This window comes from Williamsia sp. 1138, from assembly GCF_002095435.2.
Taxonomy (GTDB): domain Bacteria; phylum Actinomycetota; class Actinomycetes; order Mycobacteriales; family Mycobacteriaceae; genus Williamsia.
Map to the genome: position 1 here is coordinate 18,671 of NZ_MJEJ02000042.1, position 20,249 is coordinate 38,919.

The 20,249-nt window shown below is 65.9% G+C and carries 21 protein-coding genes; 14 read left to right on the forward strand and 7 right to left on the reverse strand.

Annotated features, from left to right (window positions below):
* Positions 1-191 precede the first annotated feature (191 nt).
* From BH683_RS12720 to BH683_RS12750, 7 genes are all read left to right on the forward strand, one after another.
* On the forward strand, positions 192-977 hold the full coding sequence (locus tag BH683_RS12720; RefSeq protein WP_084836634.1) for an electron transfer flavoprotein subunit beta/FixA family protein: 786 nt from the start codon (positions 192-194) through the stop codon (positions 975-977).
* 47 nt (positions 978-1,024) lie between these two features.
* Positions 1,025-1,981, forward strand: coding sequence for an electron transfer flavoprotein subunit alpha/FixB family protein (locus BH683_RS12725; protein ID WP_084836635.1), 957 nt, complete (start codon positions 1,025-1,027; stop codon positions 1,979-1,981).
* Between the two features lie 142 nt (positions 1,982-2,123).
* Positions 2,124-2,930 (forward strand): GNAT family N-acyltransferase, encoded by an 807-nt coding sequence (locus BH683_RS12730; protein WP_084836780.1) that lies wholly within the window; start codon positions 2,124-2,126, stop codon positions 2,928-2,930.
* Positions 2,931-3,031: 101 nt separating this feature from the next.
* Positions 3,032-3,802, forward strand: coding sequence for a lysophospholipid acyltransferase family protein (locus BH683_RS12735; protein WP_246833348.1), 771 nt, complete (start codon positions 3,032-3,034; stop codon positions 3,800-3,802).
* Between the two features lie 63 nt (positions 3,803-3,865).
* Positions 3,866-5,086: a cysteine desulfurase family protein gene (locus BH683_RS12740; RefSeq protein ID WP_084836637.1), complete on the forward strand. Its 1,221-nt coding sequence runs from the start codon at positions 3,866-3,868 to the stop codon at positions 5,084-5,086.
* A complete protein-coding gene (mnmA, locus tag BH683_RS12745; protein ID WP_084836638.1) occupies positions 5,086-6,228 on the forward strand; it encodes a tRNA 2-thiouridine(34) synthase MnmA in 1,143 nt (380 codons plus the stop codon). Before BH683_RS12740 ends, mnmA begins: the two co-directional genes overlap by 1 nt.
* Positions 6,225-7,238, forward strand: coding sequence for a vitamin-B12 independent methionine synthase (locus tag BH683_RS12750; protein ID WP_084836639.1), 1,014 nt, complete (start codon positions 6,225-6,227; stop codon positions 7,236-7,238). Before mnmA ends, BH683_RS12750 begins: the two co-directional genes overlap by 4 nt.
* Before the next feature lie 102 nt (positions 7,239-7,340).
* Here BH683_RS12750 and BH683_RS12755 read toward each other — a convergent pair whose 3' ends face one another.
* Positions 7,341-7,601: a hypothetical protein gene (locus BH683_RS12755; protein ID WP_084836640.1), complete on the reverse strand. Its 261-nt coding sequence runs from the start codon at positions 7,599-7,601 to the stop codon at positions 7,341-7,343.
* Between the two features lie 54 nt (positions 7,602-7,655).
* Positions 7,656-8,060, reverse strand: coding sequence for an MmcQ/YjbR family DNA-binding protein (locus BH683_RS12760; protein WP_084836641.1), 405 nt, complete (start codon positions 8,058-8,060; stop codon positions 7,656-7,658).
* Positions 8,061-8,117: 57 nt separating this feature from the next.
* On the opposite strand from BH683_RS12760, the gene ligA reads away from it, so the two are divergent.
* Positions 8,118-10,247, forward strand: a complete 2,130-nt coding sequence (ligA, locus tag BH683_RS12765) for an NAD-dependent DNA ligase LigA (protein WP_084836642.1) — start codon at positions 8,118-8,120, stop codon at positions 10,245-10,247.
* A gap of 87 nt (positions 10,248-10,334) precedes the next feature.
* Here the strand turns inward: ligA and BH683_RS12770 are convergent, their stop codons facing one another.
* From BH683_RS12770 to BH683_RS12780, 3 genes are all read right to left on the reverse strand, one after another.
* Entirely contained in the window at positions 10,335-11,180 is an 846-nt protein-coding gene (locus BH683_RS12770; protein ID WP_210405206.1) for an aminoglycoside phosphotransferase family protein, read from the reverse strand.
* A gap of 240 nt (positions 11,181-11,420) precedes the next feature.
* Positions 11,421-12,086 (reverse strand): amino acid-binding protein, encoded by a 666-nt coding sequence (locus BH683_RS12775; RefSeq protein ID WP_084836643.1) that lies wholly within the window; start codon positions 12,084-12,086, stop codon positions 11,421-11,423.
* 58 nt (positions 12,087-12,144) lie between these two features.
* Positions 12,145-12,495: a YbjQ family protein gene (locus tag BH683_RS12780; protein ID WP_084836644.1), complete on the reverse strand. Its 351-nt coding sequence runs from the start codon at positions 12,493-12,495 to the stop codon at positions 12,145-12,147.
* A 74-nt stretch (positions 12,496-12,569) separates the two neighbouring features.
* Between BH683_RS12780 and BH683_RS12785 the strand changes: the two genes are divergently transcribed.
* The 3 genes from BH683_RS12785 (at position 12,570) to gatA (ending at position 15,078) form a co-directional block, all read left to right on the forward strand.
* Positions 12,570-13,187 carry an antibiotic biosynthesis monooxygenase gene (locus BH683_RS12785; RefSeq protein WP_084836645.1) on the forward strand — a complete coding sequence of 206 codons (618 nt, stop codon included), beginning with the start codon at positions 12,570-12,572 and terminating at the stop codon, positions 13,185-13,187.
* A gap of 101 nt (positions 13,188-13,288) precedes the next feature.
* Complete coding sequence (gene gatC / locus BH683_RS12790) at positions 13,289-13,588, forward strand: Asp-tRNA(Asn)/Glu-tRNA(Gln) amidotransferase subunit GatC (RefSeq protein WP_210405207.1); 300 nt, start codon at positions 13,289-13,291, stop codon at positions 13,586-13,588.
* Entirely contained in the window at positions 13,585-15,078 is a 1,494-nt protein-coding gene (gatA, locus tag BH683_RS12795) for an Asp-tRNA(Asn)/Glu-tRNA(Gln) amidotransferase subunit GatA (RefSeq protein WP_084836647.1), read from the forward strand. The genes gatC and gatA overlap by 4 nt, the downstream gene beginning before the upstream one ends.
* Before the next feature lie 79 nt (positions 15,079-15,157).
* On the opposite strand, the gene BH683_RS12800 is transcribed toward gatA, so the two are convergent.
* Both BH683_RS12800 and BH683_RS12805 read right to left on the reverse strand, forming a co-directional pair.
* The gene (locus BH683_RS12800; protein WP_084836648.1) at positions 15,158-16,354 is read right to left on the reverse strand and encodes an alpha/beta-hydrolase family protein; all 1,197 of its coding nucleotides are present in this window, start codon (positions 16,352-16,354) and stop codon (positions 15,158-15,160) included.
* On the reverse strand, positions 16,351-16,953 hold the full coding sequence (locus tag BH683_RS12805) for a hypothetical protein (RefSeq protein ID WP_246833349.1): 603 nt from the start codon (positions 16,951-16,953) through the stop codon (positions 16,351-16,353). The genes BH683_RS12800 and BH683_RS12805 overlap by 4 nt, the downstream gene beginning before the upstream one ends.
* Before the next feature lie 166 nt (positions 16,954-17,119).
* Between BH683_RS12805 and BH683_RS12810 the strand changes: the two genes are divergently transcribed.
* The 3 genes from BH683_RS12810 (at position 17,120) to BH683_RS12820 (ending at position 20,211) form a co-directional block, all read left to right on the forward strand.
* Positions 17,120-18,391, forward strand: coding sequence for a histidine kinase (locus BH683_RS12810; RefSeq protein WP_168187037.1), 1,272 nt, complete (start codon positions 17,120-17,122; stop codon positions 18,389-18,391).
* 15 nt (positions 18,392-18,406) lie between these two features.
* The gene (locus BH683_RS12815; RefSeq protein ID WP_084836650.1) at positions 18,407-19,060 is read left to right on the forward strand and encodes a response regulator transcription factor; all 654 of its coding nucleotides are present in this window, start codon (positions 18,407-18,409) and stop codon (positions 19,058-19,060) included.
* A gap of 119 nt (positions 19,061-19,179) precedes the next feature.
* A complete protein-coding gene (locus BH683_RS12820; RefSeq protein WP_084836651.1) occupies positions 19,180-20,211 on the forward strand; it encodes an ATP-dependent 6-phosphofructokinase in 1,032 nt (343 codons plus the stop codon).
* Positions 20,212-20,249: the final 38 nt, after the last annotated feature.

Consider the following 20,249-nt stretch of genomic DNA (forward strand, 5'->3'; position numbering starts at 1 on the left):
AGCAGCTAGAACCCGAGTACAGAACGCAGGAAGAACGGCGTGAATGTGACACACCTCATTGCGCGCGTAATCTGGTGTTCGACCTGGCATTAGGCCGCGCTAAGGTGGGTAAGACCCCGGAGTACTTACCGCTTAGTAAGTTCCTTTCGGTAAGTTGTCCAGAACCCTACGCAGGAGGTCGACGAAGACCCATGACAAACATTGTCGTTCTGATCAAGCAGGTCCCTGACACCTACTCCGAGCGCAAGCTCAGCGATGGTGACTACACCCTCGATCGCGAAGCTGCCGACGCCGTTCTCGATGAGATCAACGAGAAGGCCGTCGAAGAGGCGCTGAAGATCAAAGAGGCAGGCGAAGGCGAGGTGACGGTGCTCGCAGTCGGACCCGACCGCACCACCGATGCCATCCGCAAGGCCCTTTCGATGGGCGCCGACAAGGCGATCCACATCAAAGACGACGCGATCCACGGTAGCGACGCGATCCAGACCGCCTGGGTCATCGCCCGCGCCCTGGGCACCGTCGAAGGCGTCGAGCTGGTCATCGCAGGCAACGAGGCGACCGACGGCCGCGTCGGCGCCGTACCCGCGATCATCGCCGAGTACCTCGAACTGCCGCACCTGACCCACATGCGCAAGCTCAGTGTCGACGGCGACAAGCTGTCCGGTGAGCGCGAGACCGACGAGGGCATCTTCCACCTCGAGGCCACCCTCCCGGCCATCGTCAGCGTCGGCGAGAAGATCAATGAGCCCCGCTTCCCGTCCTTCAAGGGCATCATGGCTGCGAAAAAGAAAGAGGTTCAGGTTCTTTCGCTCGCGGACATCGGTGTGGAAGCAGAAGAGGTCGGACTGGCCAACGCCGGTTCGACGGTCACCAGCTCGACCCCGAAGCCGCCGAAGACCGCGGGCGAGAAGGTTGTCGATGAAGGTGACGGCGGCTCGAAGGTCGCCGAGTACCTGGTCGGTCAGAAAATCATCTGACGGCCGGCCACACCAACCATCGACCACAGTCCCAAGGAGTAATCACCATGGCTGAAGTACTTGTCCTCGCTGAGCTGGACGCCGAAGGTGCCCTGAAGAAGGTCACCTCTGAGCTCATCACCGCTGCCCGTGCGCTGGGCAGCCCGTCGGTCGTCGTCGCGGGTAAGCCCGGCACCACCGACAGCATCGCCGACGCACTGAAAGAAGCCGGCGCAGAGAAGATCTACGTCGCCGAGTCCGATGACGTCGCCGGCTACCTGATCACCCCGCAGGTCGACATCCTCGGCACCGTCGTGGAGCAGGCGTCGCCCGCAGGCGTGATCGTCGCCGCGACCGCGGACGGCAAAGAGATCGCCGGCCGTCTCGCGGCGCGTCTGGGTTCAGGCGTGCACGCCGACGTCATCGAGGTGAAGGAAGGCGGCGCCGGTGTGTACTCGATCTTCGGTGGCGCCTTCACCGTCGAGGCGACCGCCGGCGGCGACGTTCCGGTGTACTCGGTTCGTCCGGGTGCCGTCGAGGCTGCACCGCAGGCCGGAGCCGGCGAGCGCGTCGACGTCGAGGTGCCCGCAGCGCCTGAGAACGGCGTCAAGATCACCAAGGTCGAGCCCAACGTCGGTGGCGATCGCCCCGAGCTGACCGAGGCCACCATCGTGGTCTCCGGTGGCCGGGGTGTCGGCAGTGCCGACAAGTTCACGGTTGTCGAAGAGCTGGCCGACTCGCTCGGTGCCGCTGTCGGTGCCTCGCGCGCCGCAGTCGACTCCGGGTATTACCCCGGTCAGTTCCAGGTCGGTCAGACCGGCAAGACGGTCTCGCCGCAGCTGTACGTGGCGCTCGGTATCTCAGGGGCCATCCAGCACCGCGCAGGCATGCAGACCTCCAAGACGATCGTGGCGGTCAACAAGGACGAAGAGGCCCCGATCTTCGAGATCGCGGACTTCGGCATCGTCGGCGACCTGTTCAACGTCGCCCCGCAGCTGACCGAAGCGGTCAAAGCACGCAAGTGACACCGCTCGGCTGCTGACAGCCTGAACACTCGAACGACCCCCTGGCCACTGGCCCGGGGGTCGTTTGCTGTTCACGCACCTTGCATCGACGCGTCACGCCGCCGCTGCCGCGAGGTTCACCTGGGTCGATACACCTGTGCTCATGAGGACCAAAGCAGCACGTGAGTCTGCCGCACTCGTAGCCGGCACCGCCTACAGCCTGTATCTGAGCACCGACCTCCATGACATCGACACCATCGCCCGATTGCGTTATCGCGTCTTTTCGGACGAGCCCGGTTTCGCCACCGCGATGGCGGGCGTGACCGACGGCCGCGACACCGACCGATTCGACGAACACTGTGACCACCTGATCGTGCGCCACAACCTCACCGGAGAAGCGGTCGGCTGCTACCGGCTGCTGCCACCGCCCGGCGCCATCGCGGCCGGAGGTCTCTACACAGCAACGGAATTCGACCTCACCGAACTCGATGGCCTCGCTCCGCAGACCGTGGAGATGGGTAGGGCCTGTGTGGCGGCCGAGCACCGCTCCGGCGCGGTGCTGGCGCTGATGTGGGCGGGGATCCTCGTCTATCTGGAGCGCACGGACTACCGCTACCTGATGGGCGCGACGTCGGTCCCGGTCCTGCGGGACGTCGACGGCGGGGTTGCAGGTTCTCAGATCCGGGGAATCCGCGATTTCGTCTCCGATCGCCACCGCGGGCCCTGGCAGGTTCACCCCCACCGGCCGGTGTTGCTCGACGGCAAGCCTCTCGATGAGATAGCTGCCCCTACGCGGCTGGCGTTTCCGCCCCTGCTGACCGGATACCTGCGCATGGGTGCCTGGATCTGCGGAGAGCCCGCACACGATTCGGACTTCGGTGTCGCCGACTTCCCGACCGTGCTCGACCGCAGGCGGGCCAACACCAGGTATCTCGAACGTCTGCGCCAGATCACGGCAGGTGCGCGATAGTGGGCGCGCGAGCGACACACAGCTGGTTCCCGTCCAGCTCGTGCGACAACAGTTGCCTCGCCGATGAGTCGGTGGCCGGCCGGGTCCGGCAAGGATGGAGGGTGTTCGCTCTGCTGACCACCGCGGCCGTGGTGGTGTCGGTGGGGATGGCGATCGGCCTGCTGCCCCGCAGCGCCCGCGCGCGCTACGTCCGGACCGCTGCTCACCTGCTGATCAACTCGCTCGGCATGCGGATCGAGGTCTGTGATGAACGATCGAGCCACGTGGATCACCCGAGCCGGCACGATCGATCGGACCATGGTCTGATCGTGTCCAATCACATCTCGTTCCTCGACGTGCTCGCGATCGCCTCGGTGAGGCCGGCACGTTTTGTGGCGAAGGCGGAATTGGCAACCTGGCCGGTCATCGGCCCCATCACCCGCAGGCTCGCGGTGATCCCGATCCGGCGGGAATCATTGCGCGAACTTCCCACGGTCGTCGACACCGCACGCAGCGGTCTGCTCGCGGGGGACAACGTGGGCGTCTTCCCGGAGGGCACCACGCGCTGCGGGCGGGGCGGCGGCCGTTTCCGGCCCGCACTTTTCCAGGCGGCGGTGGATACGGGTGTGCCCATACATCCGGTGGTGGTGAGTTTCCACACATCCACCGGCGGGCTGAGCACAGCCCCCTGCTTCATCGGCGCCGATGACATCGCCGACACGATGCGCAGAGTCCTGGCGGCGAAGGGTCTGATCGTTCGAATACAGATGTGCGAGCAGCAGCTTCCCGGGGACGACCGTCGTGAGCTGGCGCTGCGTTGCGAACGGGCCGTGTTCGGCCATCCGGTCTCGCTGACCTCGGCGGACGCCACCTCGGTGGCCTTGGCGGCCTGATCCGGGTACGGCAGCGACCAGCGGGAACAGACCACCCGCCGATGTGGTTATCCTTGGTTGGTCATGTTCTCAGCCGATCGAAGCCCGATTTACCTCGACCACGCCGCCGCGACCCATATGGTTCCCGCCGCAGTCGTGGCGATGAGCCAGATCCTGGGCAACGCCGGTAACGCCTCCTCGCTGCACGGATCTGGTCGCCGGGCCCGCAGACAGCTCGAGGAATCTCGCGAATCGATCGCCGCGTCGCTGGGTGGGCGTCCGTCCGAGGTGATCTTCACCGGCGGTGGAACAGAGAGCGACAACCTGGCCGTCAAGGGAATCTTCTGGGCCCGCAACAAGCCCGACGCCGCACGACCGAACGGCAGGCCGCGCATCATCGCCTCGGCCATCGAGCATCACGCGGTGCTGGACCCGGTGCTGTGGCTGGCCGATTATGCAGGCGCGGAGGTGACCTGGTTGCCTGTCGACAGTCGTGGACTCGTCGATCCCGCGGACCTGCGCGCCGAACTCGCCGGGCGCGCCGACGAGACGGCTCTGGTCAGCGTGATGTGGGCCAACAACGAGGTCGGAGCAGTCCAGCCGGTCGTCGAACTCGCCGCGATCTGCCGCGAGTTCGGTGTGCCGATGCATTCGGACGCCATCCAGGCTGCCGGCCACCTGCCGATCGATTTCGCAGCGAGCGGCCTTTCGGCGATGAGCGTCGCCGCCCACAAATTCGGAGGTCCCCACGGTATCGGTGCGCTGATGCTGGGTCGGGATGTCGATTGTGTACCGCTGTTGCACGGAGGCGGACACGAACGTGACGTCCGGTCCGGCACTCCGGATGTGGCAGCTTCGGTCGGAATGGCTGTAGCGCTTGATCATTCGGTTCGGGAGCTGACCACGACGATGCCTGCGGTCGCGGCACTGCGGGACAGGCTCTTCGACGTGCTCACGCGGTCCACGGATAACTGCGTGATCAACGGGCCGCTCGGCGATGACAGACTGCCCGGCAACGTGCACGTCTCGTTCCCCGGCTGCGAAGGTGATTCGCTCCTGATGTTGCTCGACGCCAACGGCATCGAGTGTTCCACGGGGTCGGCGTGCACGGCGGGCGTGGCGCAGGCCAGCCACGTACTGACCGCAATGGGTGTCTCGACTGCGCGCGCCCGCAGCTCGCTGCGGTTCTCGTTGGCCCCGTCGACGACCGCAGAGGAGATCGACGCCGTCGGAGCGGTCATCGGCGAGGTGGTGTCCAGGGCACGGGCGGCAGGAATGGCGACGGCTATGGCAGGAGAGCGCTGATGCGGGTACTGGCGGCGATGAGTGGCGGAGTCGACTCTGCCGTGGCGGCGGCACGTGCCGTCGACGCCGGTCACGACGTGGTCGGCGTGCATCTGGCGCTGTCCACCGCTCCGGGCGCCCTGCGCACCGGTTCGCGGGGTTGCTGTTCACGCGAAGATGCCGGAGACGCGCGCCGCGCCGCCGACGTGCTCGGAATCCCTTTCTACGTATGGGATTTCGCGGACCGCTTCAAAGACGACGTGATCGACGAGTTCGTGGCGGCCTATGCGGCCGGGCAGACGCCCAATCCGTGCCTGACGTGCAACGAGAAGATCAAGTTCTCGGCATTGTCCGAGCGTGCGATCGCGCTGGGATTCGATGCCGTGGCCACCGGACACTACGCGCGGCTCGAGAACGGGGAACTCCGCCGGGCCGTCGACGAGGACAAAGATCAGTCCTACGTGCTGGCTGTGCTGACCCCTGAGCAGCTCGCGCGCGCGATGTTCCCCATCGGTGACACCCCGAAGGAACAGATCCGCGCCGAGGCGGCAGCCCGCGAGCTGTCGGTGGCGAACAAGCCCGATTCCCACGACATCTGCTTCATCCCGACCGGCGACACCCGAGCCTTCCTCGGTGCCACCATCGGTGTCCGGCCCGGCAAGGTGGTCGACGCCGACTCCGGCGCCGAACTCGGCGATCACGAGGGTGTGCACGGATTCACCATCGGCCAGCGCAAGGGGCTGGGTATCGATGCCCCGGCCGCGGACGGCAAGCCTCGCTACGTCACCGAGATCGACCCGGATTCCGGCACCGTCACAGTGGGATCGTCTGAGCACCTGCAGGTCTGGACGATTGTGGCGCGCCGTGCCATCTGGACCTCGGGCACGACGCCGACCGAACCCTTCGAGGCGATGGTCCAGGTCCGCGCGCATGGTGGGCTGGCTCTCGCAGACGTCGAACCGATGGACGGCGATGGCACCGATGGCGTGGAGGGACCGGCCTTCCGGATCAGGCTCCGAAGCCCGCTGACCGGAGTCGCGCGTGGGCAGGCGGCAGTGCTCTACCGGCCCGACGCCGACGCGGGCGATCTGGTGCTCGGCAGCGGCCGGATCGCGGTCACCGGTTCGGTCCCAGGCGAACTCGCCACCAGCGCGGGCACGTGAGTTCCATCCCGGTGGGCACCGGGACCGGGGTCGGGTCGATGCCGGGTCTCGACCCTCTTCGAGCCGCCGAGATCAGCGTCGGCGAGTGCGAATTGGCGTTCCTCCCCGAACTGCCAGCACGTGGGCTCGGGGCAGACATGGTCGGCCGTGCGGCGGCCCTGCTCGTCGACATGCCGATGGACTATGCCGCCTCGGGGTACCGACTGTCGGCCAGGCAGTCGGTCATGGGCAGGCGAAGTCGTGACTTTCTCAGCGCCGACCTCGACGCATTCGAAGAGGCGTGGGAGAGGACGGGCCTGCGAGGCACCGATCGGACGGTGAAGGTGCAGGCCTGTGGGCCGTTCACTCTCGCGGCGTCGGTCGAACTCACCAACGGGCACAAGATCCTGCACGACCGTGGCGCCTGGACCGATCTCGTCGAGTCGCTGGCCGAAGGCCTCCGTGTGCATGCCGGTCAGGTCGAGAAAAGGACGGGCGCCACGGTGGTCGTGCAGATCGACGAGCCGATGATCAGCCGGGTGATCGAAGGTTCGGTGACTCCGCTGACGCGGTTCAACATCATCAACCCGATCCCCGAGCAGGTGCTCGCCGAACAGTTCGACAACTTCATGACCGTGGTCGACAGGCCTGTGATCCTGCATGACTGCTCGGCGAACGTTCCCTGGAATCTGCTGGCACGCACTCGTTTCACCGGCGTCAGCGTCGATCTCGCGCAGATACGGACGGCAGACCTCGACGGCATCGGTCAGCTCCTCGACGAGGGCCGGGACGTGATCATCGGGGCAATACCCGGAACCGCCCCGGACCCCTTACCCGCGGCAGAGCAGGTCGCTGCCGCATGTGCAGAACTGACCGACCGGATCGGGCTGCCGCGCACGGTGCTTGCCGAGCATGTCGTCATCAGTCCGGCCTGCGGCCTGGCCAGGGCGGACGAAGAATGGGCCAAAACAGCTCTCACGTTGTGTTCGACTGCGGCGCAAGGGCTACTGGCAGACCCGACCGCGGTGTAGAGCCCTCGCCGGGAACATTTCACCGCCGAGTCGACTCTGACCTGTATGAGCTTTCACGAACGGACCTGCGGTCGCCCGTCGAGGTGCCGCCCGCGCCGCCGGTCAGGCGGCCGAGCGCTTTTTGTACCAGAGCCACCCTGCGGTCACCAGTATCGCGCCCACCAGCGAACCGATGATGCCGCTGGGCCGGAAATCGAGGCCGTCGCCGGCGATGAGGCTGATGAGCAGACCGCCGATGAATGAGCCGACGAGGCCGGCGACGATCGCCAGGCTCCAGTTGATCCGGCCTTCGGGTCTACCGACGATGAGTTGGGCGCCGGCGCCGATCAGCATGCCGAACAAGATGAGACCGATGATGAGCATGCGAGGAGTATATGCAGGTGAGGTCGGGTGTCCTGTCGCCGCCACACCCGATGATCAGCGAAGTTCGGCGGGTCGTTCTCCGTCATCGAGGCGGGCGATCAGCTTTTTGGGGGCGATCAGGCGGTAGCTCGCGTCGAGCAACTCCGCCACCTCCCGCCAATCCGGCTTCTTCGACAGGTCCAGACCCAGCCAGCCGTACGGACCCACATATGCCGGATAGAAGAACCGGGCATCCTGCTCCAGGGCGGCGCGATCGTTCTCCCCGACCTTGAACAGCAGGGAGGTCTCGAACTGTGGCCCGCCCTTGACCCCACCGCCGTACATCCCGAACATCTTGCCGCCGCGAAAGGTGGGCCGACCGTGTGCGACGACCTCCGTCGCGTCGGGGAACGCGAGTGCGACCTCGCGCAGTCGGTTCAGGACCGGGTCGTCGTCGGAGAACATGATCGGGTGCGGCATGGAACCAGGGTAAAAGACCTCGGATGATCTGTCGGTCCACTCGACTATCTTGGTTGAGTGGCCGACAGTGCAGATATCACCGAAGACACGCCTGCTGAACCGACGCCGTCCGCGGCCAGGGAGACGTGGTCGAAGCTGGCGGAAGAGCTGCGTGATCACCAGTTTCGCTATTACGTGAAGGATGCGCCGGTCATCACCGACGGCGAGTTCGACACGTTGCTGCGCAACCTCCAGGCGCTCGAAGAGCAATACCCGGAGCTCGCCGTCGCCGATTCGCCGACAAAGCTCGTCGGTGGTGGTTTCGCGACCGAGTTCAAGGCGGTCGATCATCTCGAACGCATGATGTCGTTGGACAACGTCTTCGACGCCGACGAGATGCGGGCGTGGGTGGCCAGGGTGGAGGCGGACGCAGGCACCGGCCTGGACTACCTCTGTGAACTCAAGATCGACGGGGTCGCACTGAGCCTGGTGTACGAGAAGGGTGTCCTGGTGCGCGGCACCACCCGCGGCGACGGACGAACGGGGGAGGACGTCACCCTCAATGCCAAGACCATCGACGACGTCCCGCACCGACTTTCCGAATCGGAGGAGTACCCCATCCCCGACCTGCTCGAGGTCCGTGGCGAGGTCTTCTTCCGGGTCGAGGACTTCGAGGCGTTGAACGCGTCCCTCGTCGAGGCAGGCAAGGCGCCGTTCGCCAACCCCCGCAATTCTGCCGCAGGTTCCCTGCGACAGAAGAACCCGCAGATCACTGCACGGCGCCGGCTCGGCATGATCTGCCACGGGCTGGGGCGCCTGGAAGGCATGACGCCGAAGACCTTGCACGACATCTATCTGGCGCTGGGGGCCTGGGGGCTGCCCGTGTCGAAGCACACCACCAAACTCGTTGGCGCCGATGCCATCCTGGAGAAGATCGAGTATTGGGGCGAACATCGCCACGACGTCGAACACGAGATCGACGGCATCGTGGTCAAGGTCGACGACTTCAGTCTCCAGCGCCGCCTCGGGTCCACGTCGCGAGCACCACGGTGGGCCATCGCCTACAAGTACCCGCCCGAGGAAGCGACCACGAAGCTGCTCGACATCCTGGTGAACGTCGGCCGAACCGGCCGGGTGACCCCGTTCGCTTCCATGACCCCGGTGTTGGTGGCCGGATCCACCGTCTCGATGGCAACGCTGCACAACGGATCCGAGGTCAAACGCAAAGGCGTGCTGATCGGTGACACCGTCACCATCCGCAAGGCGGGCGATGTCATCCCGGAGGTGCTGGGCCCCGTCGTCGATCTGCGAGACGGCACCGAGCGCGAGTTCGAGATGCCGACGCACTGCCCTGAATGCGGCACCGAGTTGGCGCCGCAGAAAGAGGGTGACGCCGACATCCGTTGCCCCAACAGTCGATCCTGCCCGGCGCAGCTACGTGAGCGGCTGTTCCACATCGCCGGCCGCGGTTCCTTCGACATCGAAGCGCTGGGTTACGAGGCGGCGTCGGCGTTGTTGACCAACAATGTGCTCGACAACGAGGGCGATCTGTTCAGTCTCACCGAGGACGACCTGCTCAAGACCAACCTGTTCACCACCAAGGCCGGCGAACTGTCGGCCAACGGGAAGCGGTTGCTGGCCAACCTCGCGGCCGCCAAGAAGGTACCGCTGTGGCGAGTGTTGGTGGGTCTGTCGATCAGGCATGTCGGGCCGAGTGCAGCGCGGGCGCTGGCCACCGAGTTCGGCAATCTCGCGGCGATCGAGTCCGCGACGGTCGAACAGTTGGCTGATGTCGAGGGTATGGGAAACACGTTGGCGCAGAGCGTCGTCGACTGGTTCGAGGTGGATTGGCACCGGGAGATCGTCGAGAAGTGGCGTGCCGCGGGCGTGCAGATGGAGGACGAGCGTGATGCATCCATCCCGCGCAACCTCGAGGGTTTGAGCATCGTCGTCACCGGGTCACTGCAAGATTTCTCGCGAGACGGGGCGAAGGAAGCGATCCTGGCCCGCGGCGGCAAGGCGTCGGGGTCTGTGTCGAAGAAGACCGCGTTTGTCGTCCTCGGTGACTCGCCTGGTTCCAAGGCCGCCAAGGCGGAGCAACTCGGGGTGGCGATCCTCGACGAAGACGGATTCAAGAAACTGCTCGCCGAGGGGCCCCCGGCGGTGGACGATCAGGACGATATCGATGCAGAAGGCGCCGAGGCCTGACGTCTGCTTCCCAGGCCGACCGCCTAGGGCGTGTCTCCCGAAGGTGCACTAACTCGCGAGTCCGTGGTCGCGACAGCACTGACGGAGTCAGGCTGTGTACAAGCGCGCTAGATGGGAATGTCCGACGGCTTCGAATGCCTGGTCTCCCACCATGAACGCCCAAGCTGCGGTGCCCACCGCTTCGGCCACGTTCATCCTGCGCCACATCCCTCGGTCTCGAGGATCGCTGCCGTAGCCATCCAGGAAGGCCGCCTCTAGGGCTGGGTCCGAGAGGAAGTCTTGACGACCTAGACGGACGAAGTCTTCTTCCGGTACCCGGAAATCGAATCGCCCAAGGTCGATCACCCGCAGCACGCCACCGTCATTCAGCCAATTCCTGGGTTGCCAATCACCGTGGGTCGGTACTGTCATCGCTCCGCCAGTTGGCCACCCTGCCAACTCGGAACGCACTCGTTTAACTGTCTCCGACGCAATGCGATGAGGCATATCCAGGAAGCGGAGGACACGTTTGCGCAGGTTGTCGTTCCACTGAAGGTCAAAAACCTGTTGTTGAGAGTGAAAGTCGGCCAGCCTTGTCCCAGCTTGCCGATACATATCCGGATCCTGTTGGGCCGACGAACCCTCAACGAGAATGCCCGGCAAGTACGTCGTGACCAGCACTCGGGCAGCCTCGTCGGCGCCGATAAGCCGAGCCGCATGGCCCTTGGAGACCCACGGCCCCGTCCAGCGCCGGTGAGCTCGGATCTCCCGAGCAATATGCCCGTTCTTCTCTCCGCCGGCCTTCACAATGAAGCGCGCAGCTTGCGACTCGACCTCAATCACAACGGTGTCGGTCTGCCCCCATGAATGGTCAGCGATGACACGTACTTCGCCAAGCCAACTATTCACGCACGCACGCTGTTCGACGCTCAGTGCCCCTGCGTCAGTAATCACAACGCAACACTAAGTTGTGCCTCTTAGTCGGCGTAGCCAAGTCAATGTTGCAGAGGGTGACTACGGCGCGGTAGGCGATCGCAAAGTTGTCGTACCGGGTGGCCAGGGTCGGGCTACTGCTTGGCCAGTGCGAAGAATCCCTCGACGACGTTTCGGTCGAGTAATTTGGAAGCCGCCAAATAGAAGAAGGAAGCGTCCGCACTTCCGCTTGGTCGAGGTTCGAGGTTCGAGGTTCGAGGACTAGGGCTGGGCCAGCACCGTCGTCACGATCTTCGACAAATAACCCAGACGGGTGATCTCGGAGGGGCGGAAGTCGGGCCCGCCGGGACGGCCCAGGAGCAGCGCCTTGCCGGGCGAACCGATCGGTGCTGCGGCCAGGCGGGTGTCCATGTCCCGCCACAGTGCGGGCACCCAGTCCGATTCCGGGTCGAGTTCCTGGGCGTGGGTGATCGGCAGCCAACTGGCGTCGGTGACCTGGGTTTCGGGGGCACTGGAGCTGCCGAACAATTGAATGGCGCCGGCACCGCCCGAGGTGATGATGGTCGCCCAGGCCACGCGCAGTACACCCGGGGCTGCGTCGACGAGCACTTGCAGCCGTTCGCGGCCCGCACCGGCAATGTCGTTGACGAGTTCGAGTTCTCGATGGGTCTCGAGGACCCCGGTGTACGGCCGGATCGAATCGACCCGCACACCGTCCACCTTTTCGGCCGCGGTGATCAGGGTGTCGGGTAGGGCGCCGCGCGGTACCTCCACGACGATGTCATCGACCGCGTAGCCCTCGCCTCGCTCGACGACATCGAGCGACAGGATGTCGGCACCGATGGAGCCGAGCGAGACAGCGAGCAATCCGAGAGATCCGGGGCGGTCCTGGAGGTAGACGCGCAAGAGGTATGACACGCCGGATATTGTCGCACCGCGCGGTCACCCGCGCCGCGCACCCGGTCGCGACCGGCGTCGGACCCGGTCAGAACTCGCTGGGTCCGGGGACGGTTCCGGGCAGGGGTTCGATGGCGACCGCGGTCCCGTATGCGCAGACCTCGATACCGGTACCGCCGAACTCGGTGGTCTCGAAACGGAACGCTGTGACGGCGTTGGCGCCGCGTTGCTGGGCTTCGTTTGCCAGGCGCTGCAGCGCTTCCTGCCGGCAGTCGTGCAGCAGTTGAGTGATGCCTTTGAGCTCACCGCCTGCCATGGCCTTGAATCCGGCGCCGATGTTCGAACCGATGTTCCGGGAGCGAACCGTGAGGCCGAAACACTCGCCGAACGCGTAGTTGATCCGGTAGCCGGGGATTTCATTGGATGTGACGATGATCATCAGGCGACCTTACCGACCAGGGACGTTGTCAGCAGGGTTATGCGCTGGCCCCCAGAAGGCGGGACCATGACGTCATGGTTACCGAACGCAGTCCACAAGACTCCGGTGATCCGAACGAGCAACAATCGAATCTGCCCGATCGGCAGGACGATTCAGATGTGACCACATCCGTTGCCCGAAGGATCGAACCCGAGCGCGAACACGACTTTGTCGCCTGGACCGACGCCGGCATCGCGTTGGCCCGGACCTTTCCAGGATTCCTCGGTGGCGGCTGGGTCCGCTCGTCCAAGATTCGCGACGAGTACTACGTGATGTACCGATTCGAGACCCACGCACAGGTCGACGACTGGGTGTCCTCACCGGTCCGTAAGGCGTGGTTGTCGCGCGGGGAGGGTATCGCCGTCGAGTACGCGACCCATCGACTGTCGGGCATCGAGGGTTGGTTCGAGCCGCAGTCGACGTTGACGAACGCGGTTCGGATCCTCAATGCCCCGCCGCCGCGCTGGAAACAGGCGATCACCATTTGGCTGGGCTTCTTTCCGTTGAGTCTGGCCATCAACTTCCTGGTGATCGCTCACCTGGGCGCCCTGCCGTTGGTGGTCAAGACCCTGATCGCGACGCTGATCAACACGCCACTGATGGTGTACCTGGTCCTACCGTGGATCACCGCCCGGCTAAAACGGTGGTTGTGACCGGACGGCCTGCCGGGGGAGTGCGCTCGGCGACTAGTCTGGTTCGGGGTCCGGCCCACGGCCGTGAGCCACTCCACCGACTTTAGAAAGGGTGCATCTGCGTGTCTGCCATCTCGCGCGATGAGGTTGCGCATCTGGCCCGGCTGTCGCGGCTGGCGCTGACCGACGACGAACTCGACCACTACGCAGGACAGCTCGATTCGATCCTGTCGCACGTCGCCACCATCTCCGAGGTCGCCGCTGCCGACATCCCTGGAACCGCGCACCCGGCCGATCTGGCCAACGTGCTGCGGCCCGATGTCGTCGTTCCGGGTCTGACCACGGACGAAGCGCTGTCGGGCGCGCCCAACGTCGAGCAGGGCCGATTCGCGGTACCGCAGATCCTCGGAGAAGACGAATGAGCACCCCCACACGTGAGTCCGGCGCCATCACGGGACAGTCCGCTGCCGAACTCGCCGAGAAGATCCATTCCGGCGACCTGTCCGCCGTCGAGGTCACCCAGGCCCACCTGGACCGTATCGGCGAGATAGACGGCGAACTACATGCCTTCCTGCACGTGAACTCCGGCGAAGCGCTCGCCGCCGCCGCCGCGGTCGACAAGGCTGTGGCGTCCGGACAAGCGCCTGCCTCGCCTCTGGCGGGTGTTCCGCTGGCCCTGAAGGACGTGTTCACGACCACCGACGCGCCGACCACCTGTGGCTCGAAGATGCTCGAGGGTTGGGTGCCCCCGTACGACGCGACCGTCACCGCACGGCTGCGCGCCGCCGGGATTCCGATCCTCGGCAAGACCAACATGGACGAGTTCGCCATGGGGTCCTCCACGGAGAACTCGGCGTATGGCGTCACCCGGAACCCGTGGGACACCACCAAGATCCCCGGCGGCTCCGGGGGCGGCAGCGCTGCGGCACTGGCGTCGTTCCAGGCGCCGCTCGCGATCGGCACCGACACCGGCGGCTCTGTGCGTCAGCCCGCGTCGGTCACCGGCACCGTCGGCGTCAAACCGACGTACGGCACGGTCTCGCGATACGGCCTCGTCGCCTGCGCGTCGTCGCTGGATCAGGGTGGGCCGTGTGCACGCACCGTGCTCGACACCGCGCTGCTGCACCAGGTGATCGCCGGCCATGATCCGCGTGATTCGACGTCGATCGACAAACCCATCGCCGATATGGTGGCGGCAGCGAAAGCCGGTGCGGCCGAAGATCTTTCCGGGGTCAAGGTCGGGATCGTCACCGAACTGCAGGGCGAGGGCTATCAGGCCGGCGTGCTGAGTTCGTTTAATGCTGCCGTCGAGACCCTCAAAGAGCGTGGCGCGGAGATCGTCGAGGTCTCGTGCCCCCACTTCAGCTACGCGCTCGGCGCCTACTACCTCATCCTGCCGTCGGAGGTGTCGAGCAACCTCGCACGGTTCGACGCCATGCGGTACGGACTTCGGGTCGGCGACGACGGCAGCCACAGTGCCGAGCAAGTGATGGCCCTGACGCGTGAAGCAGGCTTCGGTGCAGAGGTCAAGCGGCGCATCATGATCGGAACCTACGCACTGTCGTCGGGTTACTACGACGCGTACTACGGCCAGGCCCAGAAGGTCCGGACGCTGATCGCCCGCGACTTCGCCAAGGCTTATGAGTCGGTGGACGTCCTGATCTCACCGACCACCCCGACGACCGCATTCGCGATCGGCGAGAAGGTCGACGATCCGCTCGCCATGTACCTCTTCGACCTGTGCACCCTGCCGGTCAACCTCGCAGGAAACTGCGCGATGTCGGTGCCGTCGGGCCTGTCGGCCGACGATGGTCTGCCCGTCGGATTGCAGATCATGGCCCCGTCGCTGGCCGACGAGCGGCTCTACCGCGTCGGTGCCGCCTACGAAGCAGCCCGAGGCCCGATAGTCTGACCCCCCGCACCCCCGAAGATGGGGCCTTTTGGCGGTGCCCACCTGGGCATATGGTCGCCAAAAGGCCCCATTTCCGGATCTACCGGGGGCAACTGGGAACGGTGAGTCCCTGTTCTGTGCCGTATTGGTGTCCATGTCCGGCGGGGTACGACAGCGCCCCGATCAGGTCGGCGCTCGCCTGGACAAAACTGGCCATCGGGAACCACGGCGGCGCCGGCAGGTCTGAACTCGTCGTCGGCGGGAGATCCGGTGGCTGCCACAGCAGGCGCGGCGACCATCGCACGACAGGATCTGAGCCGTTCGCGACCACGGTGGTTTTCGCTGCTGCGAGCGTGGCCGAACCGGCAGGTGCGCCGACCAGCACCGTGTGGCAGAGGGACTCCGGGGCGTGGCGCTCCGCCCATGATCGCGCCGAGTCGGCACCGACCGCCCCGAGGCTCTGGCCGTAGACGTAGATGCTGGGCCGCGCCGATTCCGGAGCGGCCCCGATGGCGCGCACGAGCGCGGACACCAGCGCGACGGCGCTTTCACGGGCCGGTTCTGGACTGCTCACAAAGGCCTGCCAGGACGGGATGTCACTGTATTGCAGCGCGATCACGCTGACGTCGCCACCGAACCGCGACTCGAAACCCTTCATCGCGTCGCCGTCGACCCAACCCGATCCGGTCGGCACCGCGACCACCACCGCGCCGCGTTCCATGCCTCCCGCGGTCTGCCAGCGGTGCACGGTCGCCGCGGCGCGGGCGTCGAAATCCCTGTCGGCGCCCTCGAGTGAGCCGTAGATCCGTAAGGAGGAGGGCTGCGCGTCGGCGGTGACAAAAGTGGTCGCCACCGCGGGGTTCGCGCCCGCGGGTGACGGCATCGCCGTGAGCGCCACGGCTGCGGCGAGTACCGCACCCGCAGCGCGGCTCCGGCGGCCGAGCGTGCATGCTGCCGCGAGGATCACCGACGGGGCGAGCGCGGTCGCAATCCACCCGGCGCCGACCGGTGGCACACCCAGCGCGCCACGCAGATCGTTCTGCCACAACACCATCGCGGTGAAGAACGCGACACCGAGGGTGCCTGCGAGGGCGGCCACGATCCGGCGCGACCGGTGGCCGCACTGCCACCGGTGACCCGCCATCGCGCCGAGCAACGCGCCCAGGCCGCCGAACGCCGCGAGCAGCAGTCCTGCGATCAGACCGGTGCGCGGCAGCGAGCCAGGCGCCAGCGCAACAGCGGCGCCGACCAGAGCGCCGATGCTGACGAGGGGATGAGGCCACCGCGGCGCGCTCATCGCAGGCCTGCCAGCACCATGATCTCGTCGCCGCCGCGGACGAACGTCGACGCGATGATCGCCGTCGTCGACTCCTTCGCCACCGGCGCGCTGTCCCGCTGGCGCCAGGTATTGAACGCAACGCCGGTGTACGCCAGATCGGCTGCCCAGTCGCAGACCGGGTTACTGCAGGTCTGATGCATTCTGTCGCCCAGCATGCGGTCCAGGGCCACCCGGGCCCATCCGCCCAACGGCGTGCCGTTCCCGGCGGCAAGCCGCAGCAGGTCGTACCCGAAGTCGTGGACCTTGCACGGTTCCTCGAACCGGCCGGGCAACGGGACCGGCGATGAGCAATCGCCTGCGGGGTCGGTGGGCGTGCCGTCGACCAGAGCCGGGCGGTAGCCCATCTTCGCCTCGAAGTCCGCGGGTAGAACGGCCAGGGCGACCGCGGGGTCGGGGCCGACGAGCGCCGCTACTGCGGCACCGACCGGTGTGCGGAGATCAGCGTCGTCCGCATACGGACCGGCCGCCGCCGCCGCTGGCGCGGGCCACATCCCGAGTCCGACGACAAAGGAGATGGCCAAGCTGGACAACAACATTCGACTTCGTGCTGCGTGCATGGAACCAAACTAGGAATGGACGCCACGAGCGCACATCGGTCGGATGTGTGATCACGGGCCGACCTGCCCGCGTGAGGTCGGCCCGACGGTCTGCGCCGAAAGTCAGACCATCATCTCCCTCTCAGGTATGAGGACCGACGAGGAATGGGTGGCTACCGTGAACGCAATGAGACTGTGGAATGCCGCCACCGACTACGTGGTCGACGAGGCGAAGAAGTTGCCGATCGCCACCGAACCCGCGGTCGCGCACTTCCTGGGCCAGAAGATCAACCTCTTCTTCACCGTCCTCGCATTGATCCTGTACTCGATCGCCTGGCCGACTCTGGCCGTGACGCACGAGGTGCAGCCGGCCATGTTGCCGATCATCTCTGCCTTCGCCGCCCTGCCGATCATGTTCGGCTGGTCGAACCCCACCCTGGGGTGGGCCATCTCGGTGATTTCAGCGCAGGTCATCGGTCTGACCGTCGACCGCATCGACGACTGGAACTACACCATCCAGGTGGTGCACCTGATCGAACTGCTGGTGTTGACGGTGTTGGCATACTTGCGGGCCCCACTGCGGTTGTTGCCGGTGTTCTGGGCGGTCTCGTGTCTCGTGATCTACATGGCGGCGCCGCCGGAAGCCGAGGACGGCTGGGTGGTGGGGCTGACCATAGCGGCAGTGATCTGCGTCCTGATCCGGATCATCCTGCGGTCGCGTGCCCAGTTGGCCCAGCAGACCATGTTGAAAGACACCGAGAAGTCGAAGAACGCCGTACTCGAAGAGCGTACGCGGATCGCCCGGGACCTTCATGACGTTGTGGCGCACCGGATGTCGGTGGTGGTGGTGCAGTCGCAGACCGCGAAATACCGGATCGACGGCGTGGGGGAGGCGGCAGCTGCCGAGTTCGACGCCATCGCCGATGTGGCTCGAGAGGCACTCGACGAGGTCCGGGTGATGCTGGGAGTGCTTAGGCTCGAGGATGATTCACCTCGCGCGGAAGCGTATGCGCGCAACCCCAACCCCGGGATCGCAGACATCGACGGGATCGTTGCCGCGACCAGGGGTGCCGGTGTCGACGTGACCTATCGACCGTTCGACACCGGCGAGCACGTCGGGGATGCCTGCGCGCTGGTGGCGTACCGCATCGTGCAGGAGTCGCTGGCGAACGTCACCCGCTATGCCGCCGGCGCCCGGGTCGACGTCGTCTTGTCGGTGTCGGGCGACGATCTGGACGTGGTGGTGTCGAACACCGTGCCGACCGCCAGTCCCATCAACCTGGAATCGGCTGGCGGTCAGGGAATTCCGGGAATGCTCGAACGCGCCAAGGCCGTCGGCGGGGTGCTCTCGGCGGCACCGCAACCCGACGGGGGCTTTGTGGTCCGAGCCCGGCTGCCGCTCCGGGCAGTCGGCACGCCCGGTCTCGGGCAGTGGGGTCCCGTCGCCGAGTCGGCCTGAAAGTAGGGTGGGGGCGTGTCGATCACGGTCTTCATCGCAGACGATCAAGCGATGGTGCGGCAGGGCTTCGGTGCTCTGCTGGGCGCGCAATCCGATATCTCGGTGGTCGGTGACGCAGCGGACGGCCAGGCGGCCGTCACCGCGATCCGGCAATTGCACCCCGATGTCGTGTTGATGGATGTCCGGATGCCCAAACTGGACGGTCTGGCCGCTGCCGAGCAGCTGTTGACCGGCCCCGGCAAGGTGCACAGCAAGATCTTGATGCTGACCACCTTCGACATCGACGACTACGTCTACCAGGCACTCCGGATCGGTGCCTCCGGCTTCATGCTGAAGGATGCGCCCGCGGAGGAGCTCGTCCGGGCGGTACGGGTCGTGGCCGCGGGGGAGGCCCTGCTCGCACCATCGGTCACCCGCAGGCTCATCGCAGAGGTGACCAGCAGACACAGGCCCCGGAGAGCAGAACCCGGCGAGCTCGCCGGCCTGACCCCGCGCGAACGGGAGGTGCTCGAACAGGTCGCCGAGGGTAAGTCGAACGCGGAAATAGCCGGACATCTGTTCGTGGCCGAACAGACGGTCAAGACCCATGTCAGCAATGTGCTGTCCAAGCTGCATCTGCGCGACCGTGCCCAAGCAGTGGTCTATGCCTATGAAAACGGAGTTCGCTGACCTCGTCCGACGCCGGTAGCCGAGCGGAGAACCGGCGATGAGTTGCACAATTGAACACGGCGGTAGCAGATGCCCGCCCGACCCGAACGATGATCGTCAGACGAGGAGCGGGACACCACATGCGCATTGGAGTGCTTACTGGCGGCGGCGACTGCCCGGGCCTGAACGCGGTCATCCGCGCCGTGGTCCGGACCAGCGAGGTGCGGTACGGCTCGGCGGTGGTCGGATTTCTCGACGGCTGGCGCGGACTGCTCGAGGACCGGCGCATCCATCTCGCTGCCGACGACCGCAACGATCGGCTGCTCGCCAAGGGCGGCACCATGCTCGGGACCGCTCGGACCCACCCCGACAAACTTCGGGCCGGTCTCGATCAGATCCGTCAAACGCTCGACGACAACGGCATCGATGTCCTGATCCCCATCGGCGGCGAGGGGACGCTGACCGCGGCCACCTGGCTGTCGGATGAGGGAGTGCCGGTGGTCGGGGTGCCGAAGACCATCGACAACGACATCAACTGCACCGACGTCACGTTCGGCTTCGACACCGCGTTGACGGTCGCCACCGATGCCATCGATCGCCTGCACAGCACCGCGGAATCGCATCAGCGCGTGATGCTGGTCGAGGTGATGGGACGGCATGCCGGTTGGATCGCCCTGCATTCGGGGATCGCCTCGGGTGCACACATGATCCTCATCCCCGAACAGCCCTTCGACGTCGAAGAGGTCTGCCGGTTGGTCAAACGACGGTTCCAGCGCGGAGATTCGCACTTCATCTGCGTCGTGGCCGAGGGTGCCAAACCCAAGGAGGGCACTTTCTCGATGGCTCAAGGCGGTATCGACGAGTTCGGCCATGAGCGTTTCACGGGCGTTGCGCAGCAACTGGCGATCGAGATCGAGCGCCGGATCAACAAGGAAGTCCGCACGACCGTGCTCGGGCACGTTCAGCGCGGCGGTAAGCCGACCCCGTACGACCGGGTGCTGGCCACGAGGTTCGGTGTCAACGCTGCCGACGCCGCGCACAACGGCGACACCGGGATGATGGTCAGCTTGCAGGGGCCGAACATCGGACTCGTCCCGATCGGTGAGGCGACCAAGGAACTCAAACTCGTCCCACAGAACCGTTACGAGGATGCGGCGGCCTTCTTCGGCTGACCCCACCCCCCGATCTTGGTGCCTTTTGGCGAGGCCGA

What these genes read in the sequence shown, in the direction of transcription:
- BH683_RS12720 (WP_084836634.1), top strand. Translation starts at nt 192, where the DNA reads ATGACAAACATTGTCGTTCTGATCAAGCAGGTCCCTGACACCTACTCC.
- BH683_RS12725 (WP_084836635.1), top strand. Translation starts at nt 1,025, where the DNA reads ATGGCTGAAGTACTTGTCCTCGCTGAGCTGGACGCCGAAGGTGCCCTG.
- BH683_RS12730 (WP_084836780.1), top strand. Translation starts at nt 2,124, where the DNA reads ATGAGGACCAAAGCAGCACGTGAGTCTGCCGCACTCGTAGCCGGCACC.
- BH683_RS12740 (WP_084836637.1), top strand. Translation starts at nt 3,866, where the DNA reads ATGTTCTCAGCCGATCGAAGCCCGATTTACCTCGACCACGCCGCCGCG.
- mnmA (WP_084836638.1), top strand. Translation starts at nt 5,086, where the DNA reads ATGCGGGTACTGGCGGCGATGAGTGGCGGAGTCGACTCTGCCGTGGCG.
- BH683_RS12755 (WP_084836640.1), bottom strand. Translation starts at nt 7,601, where the DNA reads ATGCTCATCATCGGTCTCATCTTGTTCGGCATGCTGATCGGCGCCGGC.
- BH683_RS12760 (WP_084836641.1), bottom strand. Translation starts at nt 8,060, where the DNA reads ATGCCGCACCCGATCATGTTCTCCGACGACGACCCGGTCCTGAACCGA.
- BH683_RS12780 (WP_084836644.1), bottom strand. Translation starts at nt 12,495, where the DNA reads ATGATCATCGTCACATCCAATGAAATCCCCGGCTACCGGATCAACTAC.
- BH683_RS12785 (WP_084836645.1), top strand. Translation starts at nt 12,570, where the DNA reads ATGGTTACCGAACGCAGTCCACAAGACTCCGGTGATCCGAACGAGCAA.
- gatA (WP_084836647.1), top strand. Translation starts at nt 13,585, where the DNA reads ATGAGCACCCCCACACGTGAGTCCGGCGCCATCACGGGACAGTCCGCT.
- BH683_RS12800 (WP_084836648.1), bottom strand. Translation starts at nt 16,354, where the DNA reads ATGAGCGCGCCGCGGTGGCCTCATCCCCTCGTCAGCATCGGCGCTCTG.
- BH683_RS12805 (WP_246833349.1), bottom strand. Translation starts at nt 16,953, where the DNA reads ATGCACGCAGCACGAAGTCGAATGTTGTTGTCCAGCTTGGCCATCTCC.
- BH683_RS12810 (WP_168187037.1), top strand. Translation starts at nt 17,120, where the DNA reads ATGAGACTGTGGAATGCCGCCACCGACTACGTGGTCGACGAGGCGAAG.
- BH683_RS12820 (WP_084836651.1), top strand. Translation starts at nt 19,180, where the DNA reads ATGCGCATTGGAGTGCTTACTGGCGGCGGCGACTGCCCGGGCCTGAAC.